Here is a 15058-nt window from a genome sequence, read left to right on the forward strand (position 1 = left end):
GAACTGGACCCGGTAGCGCAAAAGAATATCCTTCTTTCCACTGAAGACTTTGAAAAGAATAAAAAATACCCCGCCTCGTTTGTGGCCGACCTATCGAAAGCTACCAACGAGAGCTATCACGCCTGGATCAAGGCGCGCAAAGCGAACGACTATTCCCTCTTCGCCCCTGCGCTTGCCCGTATGGTTGAACTGAAAAAACAGGAAACAGGTATTCTCGGTTATGAAGGACATCCCTACAACGCCCTGCTCAATGAGTATGAAAAAGGCGCACATACCGGTATGCTGGATACCATTTTCAACGAGGTAAAAACAGCGCTTTCGCCGCTGCTCAGCCAGATAGAACAGCAACCCGCTATTAACAAGGACTTCCTTCACCTGCATTATAACCGCGATGCGCAATGGAAATTCGGCATCTCTCTTCTTGAAAATATGGGATATGACCTGAAAGCAGGCAGGCAGGATGTTTCAGAACACCCCTTCACCACCAGCTTCAACCCGCTTGATGTAAGGGTAACTACCCGCATCGATGAAAACGATTTTGGTAATATGACATGGAGCTGTATCCATGAAGGCGGCCATGCCCTTTATGAACAGGGCCTACCCACAGAACAATATGGTCTTCCCTGCGGTGAAGCCACCAGCCTGGGTATACATGAGTCGCAGTCGAGGCTGTGGGAAAACAATGTAGGCCGCAGCCTGCTCTTCTGGCAATACCATTACCCCCGCCTTCAGCAACTCTTCCCTGAAAATCTCGGGAATGTGCCCCTGGACGCATTTTATAAAGCCATTAATAAAGTACAGCCCTCTCTTATCCGCACAGAAGCCGATGAGCTCACCTATCATTTCCATATCATGATCCGGTATGAAATTGAAAAAGGGCTGATCGATGGCAGCATTGATGTAAAAGACCTGAAACATACCTGGAATGAATACTACCGTCAATACCTGCACGTAACCGTACCGGATGATGTACACGGCGTATTGCAGGACATCCACTGGTCGCACGGCAGCTTTGGCTATTTCCCTACTTATTCACTGGGTAGTTTTTACGCTGCACAGTTCTTTGCCGCGGCGCAAAAACAGGTACCCGGCCTGGATGCAGGCATTGCCGCTGGTAATTATGAGCCTTTGCTGACCTGGTTGCGTACCAATGTTCATCCATTCGGACGATTGTATACATCAAACGAGTTATGTGAGAAAGTAACGGGAAAACAACTGGCATTCGGGGAATTCCTGGAATACGCGAAAACGAAGTATAGTGGGATATATGGATTGGGATAATAGACTAGTAAACTATACATCAGTTATAATTCGCTCTGCAAAGAGGGATTATAGCTGATGTAGAATATCAATCTCCATTTTATCCTGATTAAAATTTTACATTTTTTCATCACTGCAAAATAACCGCAGTTCTTCTTCTTATTTTGAAGCCACGGGCATGCTAATATTATGTGTATGTTAATCTAGAGAAATCCCTATTAATAATCTCTTAAAAATTGTCAACCTATTAATAGTAGCATTTATTTTTCACCAATAATTAATTTATATGAACATCCCTTTTACTTGCCGTGTACACACTGCAACCGGCTTCATCTGCCTATTCACTTTTTCCGTGTTTACAAGTTGCTCCAAATCTGATAACTTCAAGGAACAAAATGGTATTGAAGAATTATCTGGGAAGCAATCCAGTATGATTGGTACCACCCCTTCTTTCCCAGGCATTGAAAACCTGACGGGGCAAGAATTATTTAGTGCGATCTATTTCATGGATGGAGCACTTGCCGACAATATTCCCTCCTTGAGTACCTATAAAGCGGACCTAAATGATATGGCTGCCACAACACCACAAATAAACACATTAAGGCATGAAATAAGCATAGAAGTATGTAATACAATTCAGACACAACAACCTACTTTCTTTAGTACCTTTAAAACAAAGATTTCATCTCCCAATCTTTATACGGTAAAAGAAGCTCTGATAGAAGGAGCCAACCTAGTACAAAACGCCGGATTAGCATCTGTTAAATACAGGAATCTGTTTAAGTTAGGTGCTACTGTTCTAAATAACCCTACTGCTACCGCGGAAATAGCAAATATTATTGCAAATGATTCCTTGTTAAATCAAACTGGAGCGGTAGCAACATTCAATGCAGCTACTCCACTAGTTAATGGAAGTATCGATGATCCCTCGCTTCCACCTATGCTCGGTACTAGTTTTTCTATTAATCTTCCCAAAATACAGTTATCGACCACCAGCAAAATTCAGTTGGATAACGTGGTCACACAATACCAACCTCAGTCTGCAGAACTATTTGTGTGTACTCCTATGGCGGCTGTATGCGTATACTATGCCTTGGCTGTAGCCCATTCCATGGCAGCCGTATCTTATAATGCAATCGGTGCAGTAAATCTAGTCGGGTATTTCACCGTGTTACTGAAAACCAAAGCCTGGTTTCTCAAAGATGCAAGTATTCCACAAATTGATCTACGACTTGAAATTCTTGCACTTGATTTAAAACGCCTTCATGATAACCAGACTATATAATAATGAGCAAAGTACTTATCAGAATGATCATCAATTCTTTCTGGGTGGTTTGCGGTACGATAGTAGTGTTAAGTTCTTTTAACACTACTATATACCTCAATGACACCTTAGTAAGAAATACCAGATATCTCTTCCCTGAAGGATGGGGATTCTTTACAAAAGATCCCAAGGAATCATTAGTGGATATTTATTGTATTAATGAGCAAGACAGCACCTTAAATGAACTTGATCTCTCAAACACGAGTCGAAGGAACTGTCTTGGATTATCCAGAGAGGCCAGAATGAGAGGATATGAAATGTCGATGTTAGTCAGCCAACTTTCACAACAATGCTGGACAAAGGATACCACATTAGATATTAGGACTCACCTAATGGACTCGGGATATGTATTGAAAACACCTAACAGGTTTCAATATATGACAAGCGGGCTGTTTCTTCTAAAAATGCGTCCCCCTGTTCCCTGGGCCTGGTCCTCAATGGACCAAGAAAAATATACCCCTTTTAAAACATTAAAAATTGTAGTGCATGAATAAATACAACATTCATACTAATACATTGGGGCTTGGAAGATCTGTTTTGGCGATGGGAAATCTTCTTACATTAGTATTCAGCTCATATTATGTATTATTCCCAGAATACCATTTTGATAAAATTAAATCAGGTATTCGAGGGATTGAAAAAATAAATCTTTTCCTCCTGTTCGACTATGCTTATATTAGTATACCGTATTATATTTCAGTGGCTACTCTTTTACTAGTCATTATTGGATTATATCCACGAATCACCTGCATATTACATGCCTGGGTGGCATATAGCATCTATAATACGCTACTGATCATTGAGGGTGGTGACCAAATTACTGCTATATTGACATTACTACTAATTCCCATTTGCCTGATTGATAGCAGGGTCAATCACTGGAAAAATAACGCGACTCATAATGCACCTTACTTTTTCAAGTACTTTGCATATGTTGCTTTGATCTTTATTCATTTTCAAATGGCCCTTTTATATCTTGATGCCGGAATAGAAAAATTGAAAGTACCGGAATGGACGGAGGGTACTGCCGTATACTACTGGTTCAACCATAATATATTTGGCGCTCCCCATTGGATAAGAAGTATGGTAAAAAATCTATTTGCCCAACCATTACCAATGATCATCATCAACTGGGGAGTTATCGTGTTGGAAATACTACTGTTTATTGCGAATTTTGTAAAGATGCGGTATAAATATCTACTGTTTATCGCTGGCTTTTTGTTTCACTTCCTGATTTGTGTTGTACACGGCTTACCCACATTCTGGCTTGCTATGACAGGAGGACTAATATTATACTTGTGGAGAGTAGATTTTACTATCCGGGAGAATATTCGGTCTATGAGACGATTACTAATGCCCAGAGGATCGAATTTAAAAACACTCTACTTGTTATTTTACAGCAACTATAAAAAAGATAATCAATCGACTGAAGGTAAAATAGCTTGATCAGTAATAACAATAATATTCCATGACTCAAACCAGCAATAATATGCCAGATATCTTTAAAGAGCAATCCTCTGTATTCAGACCCATTTTTCTTCTTACTTTTATACCAGTGCTGGCTATTTTGATTGCCCTGCTAATAAAAGGTATTAAACATAACGACCTTTCAGATATTATTCCCGCCTCTCTATTTATTCTGATCAATCTGCTTGTTATACTGATATTAGGCATGAGCAAACTAACATTGCTCATAACAGAAACAGGCATCAGCTTCAGTTACCGACCTTATGTCGTAAAAAACACGACTTACAACTGGGAACAGATTGCGTCTGTACAACTATTGCAGATTGATCTTCTCAAAGAATTTAAAGGATGGGGGAAAAAATACAGTAAACAATATGGTTGGGGTTACCTAACCAAGGGAGACTATATCATCCACCTGATTTTAAAAAATGGTAATAAAGTAACGCTCAGCATCTTAAATCCACAAAAGGCGGCATTACTTATTCCATCGTACTTACATTTACCGGTTTCCCGGATACTATAAATATCTGGCGGGGGACTAAAAAATGCCTTACCATTACTTTTTAGTCCCCCACTTCACTGGAGATTTTATAGCGACATCAGCTTCTCCAATTCCGCCAATTCCATTACCCCCTCCTTTCTCGCTATTTCCTTTCCATCTTTATAAAAAATAAATGTGGGCAGTTTAGCTGCATTTACAGACTTCATCACATCCTGGTCATTTCCACCATCCACAAAAACTTTTTTTACCTGCGGATGTTTCCGGAAGAATTTTTCCAGCACCGGCTCCATTTGTTTACAGGGAGGGCACCATGCAGCGCCTACATCCGTCAGCACATATCCCTTTGCCTGCACCGCCTTATTATAATCAGCTATACTGAGCTGCGGTTTTTTCTCTGCCACACCATCCAAGGGTTTTCCAGCCTGCTTCCAGGCGTTGATACCGCCTTCCAGTTCTACAACATCCGTAAAACCGTTCTCCCTCATCCATTTAGCAGCAGCGCTGCTGCGGCCACCGCTCAGGCAATAAATATATACCGGCTTCTTCTTGTCGAGATACTGTACCCGTTCTTTGAACTCTGCTTTCTTCGTATAATCGGCCTGTAATGCATGTGGCAGATGACCGGTACTGAATTCTCCTGCAGTACGCACATCAAATACCTGTACATCCGGCTGACGGATATCCTTATCAAATTCAACGGCGTCTACCACCTTTTCCTGTTGTGCCATCGCAGTAATGCCGGTAAGCATCATCATAACGGCTAATAGAACTCGTCCCATATCGTTTTTATTTTCGGCATAAAATTAATAAACAACTCTGCTCCCTGCCTGGCCGGATGAGAATTATAACAGGGCTGCAATGTTTTAATATCAAATAAGTGCGAAAACAGTTTCCTGTACTCTTCCTCCGTGCCTCCGAAAGGCGGGCCTTCCTGCGGAAAGCTTCGGTTAAACAAAACTCCTGCCAGATGACCACCGGGTTTGATCAGCGAATACATATGTTCCACGTAATCCGCTCTGAGAAAAGGAGGCAGCGCGCAGAAAAAAGTTTGTTCCAATACCAGGTCATAACTGCCCTTATGATCAAAAAAATCTTCCTGCAGCACCTTCACACGGGTACGGGCAAACGTTTTTTGCAACTTCTCTACCAATACCGGTGCAATATCCAGCACAGTTACATCGCCAAAAGCCAGCCCGGCCAGGTAAGCTGCTTCGTAGCTGTTGCCCCCACCGGGAATGAGTATACGAATATCCCTGTCCACCAGCTGATCAATATACTCCTTTAATGGTGGCGATACCATTCCCATATCCCAGCCGGTATCTCCTTTAAGATAGCGGTCATTCCAATACTGACTATCCATATCCCGAACTCTTTTTATGCTAAGTTACGGCCATTCAGCCACATACATAAATGCATCGCTTTTCCAAACATTATTGTTATTTTTATGCCTTGAATGTACCTGTGAAACGGCCTTAACGCCAACCTATGCCATGAAAAGCCTACACAATTATTTGCGGATTGTCATAAGACACATTTTGCTTTGGCTGTTGCCGACAATGACTGTTGGCGCACAATCGGTTACCATCAATGCGGATAAAAAAGCAGGCTGTCCTCCTTTCCTCGTAAACTTCACCGCTACAGCAGATGCAGGCTACCAGCAGATAGAATGGGACTTTGGACTTGGCGCCAATGTTACCAACGACCTCACCCCTTCCAAAACGTTCCAGGATCCGGGGATCTACCATGTTAAGTTAACAGCCACCTACGGCGGCACTGTCATCGTAAAACAACTTGATATCCAGGTGTACAATAAGCCAGTGGTCAATTTCACCATACCCAATACTACCGGGTGCGCGCCCTTTATGGCCACATTCAGGGACCTTTCAACGCCCGGGGATGGCAGCATTGCGGACATTACCTGGGATTTCGGCGATGGAGGCGGCGCCGTTGGCGCCAATGTAACGCACACCTACACACAGGCAGGTACCTATAATGTGCTCAGCGCAGTTACTAACAGTTACGGATGTACGGCATTTAAAGGCCCTGAACCGGTGAAAATACAAAGCGCGCCTACGCCTGCTTTTTCGGCAGATAAAACCCAAAGCTGCACTACGCCATTTGCTGTTACCTTCTTTAATAATACCATCAACAACTCCCCCGATCCGGTAACATATACCTGGGACTATGGCGATGGTACCACCGGAACCACTAACCAGCATACCTATACAAGGGAAGGACGGTTTACCGTAAAGCTAACCGCCACCACTTCAGGCGGATGCGCGACCCCGCTCACCAAAACAGATTATATCGTTATAGAAAAAGTAAAACCGGCGTTTACGTTTTCTGCGCCCTGTGCAGACCAACCGGTTAACTTCACTAATACTACACAACCGGTTCCCGACCAGGTTACCTGGGCATTCCCGGACGGCACCACGCAAACGGCTGTCGATGCGATAAAACAATTTACCACGCCGGGCGACTATACCGTGAAAATGCAGGCTACCCTGGGCAGCTGCATGGAAGAAGTACAGCAAACCATTCACATCAATCCCTCTCCGCAGATCAACCCGGTGGCTATGCCTCTCAGCGCCTGCAATACGCCTTTTACCACGCAATTCAGCGCACAGTCGGTTAATGCTACTTCCTGGAACTGGAACTTCGGAGACGGCACTACTTCTACCCTCGAAAATCCCGTTCATACTTATACCCGCGAAGGGAGTTTTACAGTTAATCTTACTGCATCCAACGCTGCCGGCTGTAGTAAAACCATCACCCTGCCGGGATATATCAACATAGCAAAACCTAACCTCAGTATCTACCGCAGTATTACCGAAGGCTGCATTCCTTTACCTGTGGATTTCTACGCAGAACTGGATGTTACAGATCCCATTGTGGGCTACCAGTGGAATTTTGGAGATGGCGCCACTTCCACCGCGGCAAGGCCGAATCATATTTTCACTACCCAGGGAACTTTTTCTGTTACCGTTACGGTAACAACAGCCAGCGGATGCACTGCCAGCGGCGCCACCATCATTATGGCAGGTACCAGGCCGGTAGTGGATTTTTCTGCCACCCCTTTGAAATCATGCGCGAAAGATCCCGTGCAGTTCACTAACCTCTCTGTTCCCCGCGGTACTTCCTGGATATGGACATTTGTACAGGATAACAGCAACAGCACGGAAGAAAATCCTAATCATACATTCAATGAAATCGGTAACCACGATGTTATCCTCGTGGTAAACAACAACGGATGTATTGAACAGTTAATAAAAAGAAACTACATACAGATCATTCCACCTATCGCGAGGTTTGAAACAGCGCCGGATTGCGTGGATCCCTATCACCGGAAATTTACGGATAACTCTACCTTCGGCCCGATTCCCACACCGGTAAAAACATGGTTGTGGGAGTTCGGGGAGAACGGCGCCACTTCTACGGATCAGCACCCGGATTTCAGGTACCAGACAACAGGTATGAAGCAGGTACGCCTTACCATCGATAATGGGATCTGTACTTCCACTACTACCCAATCGGTTAACATTATCGATGAAAAACCACTCATCACTCCTGATAAACCAAGAATATGCAGGGGTGAAAGCATTCACATATCATTAGGAATCCTTAACAACGCAAATATCAATGAATACAGTTGGGATTGGGGAGATGGCAGCCCTATCCAAAATATACCAGCCTACAATTTTGATCCCGCCAACGGTATCACCCATACTTATAACCAAACAGGTACCTTCACCATTAAGCTCACCATTACCGATAAAAACAGCTGTACCCGAAATGCACCACCGGTTAGCATCGATGTAAACGGCGCCACACCTGATTTTGATTATACAGGTAAAAGATGTAAGGATGAGATCTTCAGCTTTACTGATAAATCCACTGTAAACAGCGGCAACAGCATCCTTAACTGGGAATGGGACTTTGGGGATCAGAGTAGTAAAGAAAATTATACCACGCAGCCAATTGATATAAAGCATACCTATACTAACGCGAACGATTATACGGTTTCGTTAACGGTAACTGATCAGTTCAGCTGTGTAGTGAAAGCGCAGAAGGTGATCCGTTTCGACAGGGTGAAGGCCGGTTTCATGGTGCCCTCCAATATTGCGTGCCTTGATAAATCTTTCACGTTTGTGGATCAGTCGCAAGGCGCTGTTCAAAGCTATGCATGGGATTTCGGCGACAATACCACCGGCTCCGGCAGCAGGCCGGTAAAAGTATACAGCGTACCGGGCAAATACAATGTAACCCTGAAGGTGACCACTCCTGCCGGCTGTACCGATGAAATCACCAAAACAAATGTGATCACCGTTCCGGATCCAAAAGCTTCTTTTACTATACCGGACGACCTGGACCTGTGCCCACCGGTGAAAGTATTGTTCACCAATACCTCAAATGATTTTGTGAGCTCCAGCTGGAATTTCGGGGACAATGGCACTTCTTCCAAAAACGATCCGGACGTACATATTTATGCACGTGCCCGTACCTATGATGTTGTACTGACGGTATACTCAGAAGGAGGTTGCTCAGGCACCGCCACCCTTCCCATCACCATCAAAGGACCTGACGGCACTATGAAAACCACGCCAACACAGGGTTGTGTGCCTTTAGGTGTAAGCATCAGCGCCACTTCTGTTAAAACGGATAGCTATATGTGGGACTTTGACGATGGTACCGTGCTTACTTCCACTACGCCGGTATCTCCCGCCCACACCTATACGAAAGCAGGTATCTATTATCCACGCGTGTCATTACTCGACAACCAGGGCTGTGTAGTAAAAGCACAAGGAAATGATAAGATCATCGTGGATCAGGCAATCGCAGATTTTGTTACCAACGACTTCCAGGTATGTGGCGGTGGTGAAGTAACATTTACCAATAAAAGTAAAACGTTAACGAAAGATTCGCTGGGACTGGATTTCACCAATAGCTGGGATTTTGGCGTACCAGGCAATCCTGGTAATAATGCTACCGGTGTAAATGGGTTGTTTAATTATCCCCAACCCGGCACCACGAATGTGAAGCTGATAGTAACCAGCGCATATGGTTGTATAAACGAGAAGATATTACCGGTAGTGATTCCCCCTCAGCCAGTGGCAGTCATTGCGCCTATTGCACCACTTTGCGTATCAGGTAAGGTACAGTTATCCGGCAGCGACAGCAAAAACATTGCCGGCACCAAATGGCTGTGGAGCCTGGGTACCGGGCAAACATACGACGTGCCTGCTCCGCCGGAAATATTATTAAACAGCGCCGGCACCATACCGGTGGCATTGAGGATTACCAATGGGGATGGCTCCTGTCCGTCAGAAGCTACAGCGGAGATGATCGTGCATCCATCGCCCATATTGAACCCTTCTCCCGTTACCGCTACTATCTGCCGTGGTGCAGCATTACAGTTACAGGCAAATACCACCGGTAATGTAACGGTAAACTGGACGGATTATAATATCTCCGATGTAGGCAGCGTATCGCCGCAGGTTAAACCGGATATCGATACAGTATACCATGTTACAGCTACTAACGAATACGGATGTACGAATACAGGCGAAGTAGCTGTTACTGTTACACAGCCTTTCAGGATATATGCCCAGGATGCGGAAATATGCGCCGGCGAAAGTGTAAAAATGAATGCAGGCGGGGCCCTGCGCTACCAGTGGATTCCCGACAGGGGGCTGAACCGGGCCGATGTTGCCGACCCGGTGGCCAGTCCTGATGGCACTATCACCTACCAGGTAGTGGGTTATAATAACAGTAGTTGTTTTACAGATACAGCCCTCGCAAGAGTTTACGTACGTGCGTTGCCGGTAGTGAATGCCGGCCCTGACATGGTAATTGCCACAGGTTCTGTTATTCCGTTGCCTGTAACCGGAAGCGAAGACATTATCAGCACCGAATGGACGCCGGTAACAGGCCTGAGCTGTTACAACTGCCTCACGCCAACGGCTACCCCAACAGATGATATCACTTATCATGTAAAGGTTACCAACCGCTTTGGCTGCGAAAGCACCGATGATATAACCATCAAACTGGTGTGCAATGAAGGCAATATATTCATCCCCAACACTTTTTCACCCAATGGTGATGGTCAGAATGATATATTCTATGTGCGGGGCCAGGGTATGCAGTCCATCCGCGTTTTCAGGATCTTCAACCGCTGGGGACAGCTGGTATTTGAACGCAGCGGGGTGAACACCAATGACCCCTCTGCCGGATGGGACGGGCGTTATAAAGGCTCTCTCCTGAACCCGGATGTATTTGTATACTATGTGGAAGTGGTATGTGATAAAGGCGCGGTAAACCTGCTGAAAGGAAATATCACCCTGATCAGGTAAAAACACTGCCCAACGGATTTTTTGACGCCGATGTTGTTGATTTGCAGGCTTTCCACCGCATTTTCATCTCCCGGTACTGAAAATTCCGAAAATCAAAAAATTTATATATGTATTTTTTATTAATTTGTGTAGTTATTTAGTCTATGGAAAACCTGTGCACCCTATGAAATACCTACAGGCAAAGTGTTTTTGGACCTTACTGCTCATATCCCTTTTGCAGGCCAACTCCTTACTGGCACAGAAGGCGGACTTTACCTATACCGCTTCCCCGGGTAGCCTGTGTACACCCGTTACACTTACGCTGAGAAATACAAGTACCGGCACTCCCCTTACCTATAACTGGGATTTTGGTGATGGCAGAACATCACATGAAGAGCATCCGCAGGTAACCTATACCAGTGGCGGCCCGGTAAAAATTACCCTGGAAGCAGTGTATAAAGTAAGCGGAGGAACAACCACCAGCACTTATTGGAGAGAGCTTGTAGTGGGCGCTACTCCCCAGGTAGTTTTTTCGGCAGATGTAACAAAAAGCTGCAAAGTATTCACCGCCAATTTCACGGATGCTACAACAGGCGCGGCCAGCCGGACCTGGGATTTTGGCGACGGCACTGCTCCGGTTACCACCAGTAATGCCTATATACCTCATCAATACACCCGGGCCGGCAAATATGATGTAACCCTCACCGTTACTAACAGTAACGGCTGTACGGCCACATTGAAGAAAGCCGCCTACATCGATATTTCATTACCGCAAATCACTATGGCAACACCGCTCTCCGGGTGTGTGCCTTTTACGGCTGCATTTGCAGCCACTTCTACCAATGATATCAATGATCCGGTAGTATCATGGACCTGGAACTTCGGGGACGGCAATACGCAATCCACTACCAGCGGCAACGTAAATCATACCTACCCGCAAACCGGTACTTATAATATAGGCGTTACCGTTACTACGCAGGGACAATGTGTGGTAACCACCTCCTTCGATAAATTTGTACATACCGGCAATCCACCTTCCAATGTGAGCTTTACCGTATCGCCGGAAAGCACCTGCGTGGGCGACCCGGTAAGATTGCTGGCCAACGCCGGCTTCGCCGATACCTACAGCTGGGATTTCGGGGACGGACAAACAGCCTCCGGCAGCAGCAATGATATCCGGCATTCCTTTAATGCCAACGGTACACTTACCGTGCAAATGAAAGCCGGCAGCAATGGCTGTTTCACTAATGCAACGCCTGCCACTGTAAATGTAACCGGACCGGTGTCACAATTTTCCGTAGTGCGTGATTGTGCCGATAAAAGTAAATTCATCTTTACCAATAACTCCACCGGCACCAGCGCCAGCACTACCTACCAATGGGATTTCGGCGATAACTCTCCGCTGGTAAACACCCGAGATGCGGTGCATAATTATACAACACCGGGTAACTATACCGTTCGTCTTACTATAGGGGAGATAGGCAACAACTGTAACCACAGCAGTTTCCAGACGGTATATTATTTCCGGGCAGATTTTACGGCCGGCGTTAGCTCCATCTGCCGCGGCAGCAAAGCCACATATGGCGTACTGAATGTGCCACTGGGACTGGTATCCAGCTATACCTGGCAGTTTGGCGACGGCACCACGTTTACCTCCACGGATCAAACCTATGTAAAAACATGGGCCACTGCAGGCACCTTCGATAACCAGCTCACCATTCATTACAACGATCCGGCTTATTGCGATGATATAGTGTATAAACCGGACGATATTGCTATTCTTGCACCACAGGCCGGTTTTACCACCGGCCCGGTTACCTGTGCAGGGCAGCCGGTAAGCTTTATCAACCAAACGGTTACCTCACCCAATATTCCGATTGCCAACTGGTATTGGGACCTGGGCAACGGCCAGAGCTCCGCTGCACAAACGCCGCCAGCCAGTAAGTACAGCACTTCCGGCGGACAGGCAGTAAAGCTGGTAGTAACCGATGCCCGCAACTGCAGGGACTCTGTCACTAAAACCATCAATATTTATCCTACCCCGGTGGTAAAAGCATCTGCCAGTCAGCCAAAGATCTGCGAAGGCAACAGTGTTAACCTGAACGCTCTATCCGACGGCACTGTCCAATGGCTCACTACCAGCCAGCTCAGTTGCGTGTTCTGTACAGACCCCGTTGCCTCACCCCTGGTAAATACCCGTTATCATGTTCAGGCATCTAACGTATACGGATGTACGGTATATGATTCTACCGATATAATAGTGGTACCAAAAGTAAATCTTACCGTTAACAATGATACCATTGCCTGCTATGGCACCTCGGTACAACTGAAAGCAACAGGCGCCGCTATTTACAACTGGACGCCCGTTACCGGTTTAACCAACAACACCATCGCCAACCCGGTAACCACGCCGGTAGCAGACATCACTTACCAGGTAACCGGCACCAACGATGCCATTTGCCCCATGAGCGCGCCGCTGTCTGTAAAAGTGGCGGTAAAACCAGTGCCACAGGTAGATGCAGGTAAAGACCAGACAGTAATGGTGGGAGATGTGGTGCGGCTCATGGCCAGCGGCAGCCCGGATATTGTAAAATGGAAGTGGAGCCCTGACGATTACCTGGATAACACCAGTTCCCCCTATGTTACAGCCGCAGTGCGCAAACCCATTACCTACAGTATTACCGGCACTAACCAGTACGGTTGTACGAAAAGCGATATCATGAATGTAGACCTGGTTTGTAATACCGATGTGGTATTTATTCCCAATACTTTCAGCCCCAATGGCGATGGGCAAAATGATATATTCTACCCGCGCGGAAAGGGTATCAGCCTTATAAAATCGTTCCGGATTTTTAACCGCTGGGGACAGGAAGTTTATCACCGTGAAAGGATCAATATAGATGATATCAGCACCGGGTGGAACGGCTCCTTTAACGGCAAGCCGCAACCATCAGATGTATATATCTACTTCATTGAAGCATATTGTGATACCAATGAATTTTTTAAGATGAAAGGCAACGTAACATTACTCAGATAATTATTTAACCTGGCTAACATGAAAACCATATACCGCGTATTACTGGCGATTGTTTGCATCACGAATGCAACACCACTGTATGCCCAGGATATACATCTTTCGCAGTTCTATGAAACGCCTATTCTCCGCAATCCTGCACTGATAGGGATCTTCAACGGTGATGTACGTGTACAGGCCGTGTACCGCAACCAGTGGAACAGCGTTACCATTCCCTACCAGACCGGTACAGTGAGTGGCGAAATAAAGTTCCCGGTAGGCCGCAGCAACGATTATGTGACCACAGGCCTGCAGCTCACCTACGACCGGGCAGGCACCTCCAAATTGCAGTCTACACAAATCTTCCCCGCCATCAACTATCACAAATCCCTTAATGAGGATAAAAGCAGTTTTCTTTCCGTGGGGTTTATGGGCGGATTTGTACAGCGGCAGTTTGACCCTACCAACATGACGTTCAACAACCAGTACACCAACGGGCGTTTTGATCCGGCCAGCGCCACAGGAGAGGAAGGCAAACTGGCGCTGAAAGGCTACAGCTACCTGGATGCCGGTATGGGATTAAGTTACAACAGCGTAATAGGAGAAGATGTAAATTATTTTATCGGGGCCGGTTACTTCCATTTTAACCGCGCTAAAATATCTTTCTACAACGATCAGAATATTGAGCTGCAACCAAAGCTGACCTTCAATGCAGGCATTACAATACCGGTAGATGAAAGGGTGAAGGTGATTGCCCACTACAACCAGTTGCACCAGGGCACCTATTCGGAATATATTGGCGGTGCATTAATCGGGTATGGACTTATGGACCAGGGCCTGGAATCGACCCGCGCTATTTATGGCGGGCTCTTCCTCAGATGGAACGATGCCATTATCCCCACCATCAAAATTGATATGGATAAATACGAGGTAGGAATGAGTTACGACACCAATATTTCCAAATTGAGAACTGCCAGCCAGACATTTGGCGGCTTCGAAATTTCACTGGTTTTCAAGGGATTTCTGAACAGCCGGAACTCAACCTTAGAAAGCGTAAACTGTCCCAGATTTTAAATTATTATAAATCAATTATTTATAAAAATAAACTTCCAAGCGTTAAAAATTACATAAAATATGCGGAAATGTTAACAAAATGGCCTGTG

General features: G+C 45.6%; 10 protein-coding genes. 8 read left to right on the forward strand and 2 right to left on the reverse strand.

From position 1 onward, the window contains the following. From VIM72_RS25070 to VIM72_RS25085, 5 genes are all read left to right on the forward strand, one after another. The coding region (locus VIM72_RS25070) for a carboxypeptidase M32 (RefSeq protein WP_332005568.1) at nucleotides 1–1281 on the forward strand (1281 nt) is incomplete at its 5' end. 265 nt (nucleotides 1282–1546) lie between these two features. Further along, entirely contained in the window at nucleotides 1547–2545 is a 999-nt protein-coding gene (locus VIM72_RS25075; RefSeq protein ID WP_332005569.1) for a hypothetical protein, read from the forward strand. 23 nt (nucleotides 2546–2568) lie between these two features. After that, on the forward strand, nucleotides 2569–3078 hold the full coding sequence (locus VIM72_RS32445) for an SdpA family antimicrobial peptide system protein (protein ID WP_414649023.1): 510 nt from the start codon (nucleotides 2569–2571) through the stop codon (nucleotides 3076–3078). Next, on the forward strand, nucleotides 3071–4030 hold the full coding sequence (locus VIM72_RS25080; protein WP_332005570.1) for a sporulation-delaying protein SdpB family protein: 960 nt from the start codon (nucleotides 3071–3073) through the stop codon (nucleotides 4028–4030). The genes VIM72_RS32445 and VIM72_RS25080 overlap by 8 nt, the downstream gene beginning before the upstream one ends. Nucleotides 4031–4052: 22 nt before the next feature. Next, entirely contained in the window at nucleotides 4053–4574 is a 522-nt protein-coding gene (locus VIM72_RS25085) for a hypothetical protein (RefSeq protein ID WP_332005571.1), read from the forward strand. A gap of 65 nt (nucleotides 4575–4639) precedes the next feature. On the opposite strand, the gene VIM72_RS25090 is transcribed toward VIM72_RS25085, so the two are convergent. Further along, the gene (locus VIM72_RS25090) at nucleotides 4640–5332 is read right to left on the reverse strand and encodes a rhodanese-like domain-containing protein (protein WP_332005572.1); all 693 of its coding nucleotides are present in this window, start codon (nucleotides 5330–5332) and stop codon (nucleotides 4640–4642) included. After that, nucleotides 5314–5913, reverse strand: a complete 600-nt coding sequence (locus VIM72_RS25095; protein WP_332005573.1) for a methyltransferase — start codon at nucleotides 5911–5913, stop codon at nucleotides 5314–5316. The genes VIM72_RS25090 and VIM72_RS25095 overlap by 19 nt, the downstream gene beginning before the upstream one ends. A gap of 175 nt (nucleotides 5914–6088) precedes the next feature. Between VIM72_RS25095 and VIM72_RS25100 the strand changes: the two genes are divergently transcribed. The 3 genes from VIM72_RS25100 (at nucleotide 6089) to VIM72_RS25110 (ending at nucleotide 14969) form a co-directional block, all read left to right on the forward strand. After that, nucleotides 6089–10903, forward strand: coding sequence for a PKD domain-containing protein (locus VIM72_RS25100; RefSeq protein ID WP_332005574.1), 4815 nt, complete (start codon nucleotides 6089–6091; stop codon nucleotides 10901–10903). 163 nt (nucleotides 10904–11066) lie between these two features. Then, nucleotides 11067–13919: a PKD domain-containing protein gene (locus VIM72_RS25105; RefSeq protein WP_332005575.1), complete on the forward strand. Its 2853-nt coding sequence runs from the start codon at nucleotides 11067–11069 to the stop codon at nucleotides 13917–13919. 18 nt (nucleotides 13920–13937) lie between these two features. Then, nucleotides 13938–14969: a PorP/SprF family type IX secretion system membrane protein gene (locus tag VIM72_RS25110; RefSeq protein WP_332005576.1), complete on the forward strand. Its 1032-nt coding sequence runs from the start codon at nucleotides 13938–13940 to the stop codon at nucleotides 14967–14969. The last annotated feature ends 89 nt before the right edge of the window (nucleotides 14970–15058 follow it).

Origin of the sequence: Chitinophaga sp., from assembly GCF_036569185.1 — a bacterium.
Taxonomy (GTDB): domain Bacteria; phylum Bacteroidota; class Bacteroidia; order Chitinophagales; family Chitinophagaceae; genus Chitinophaga.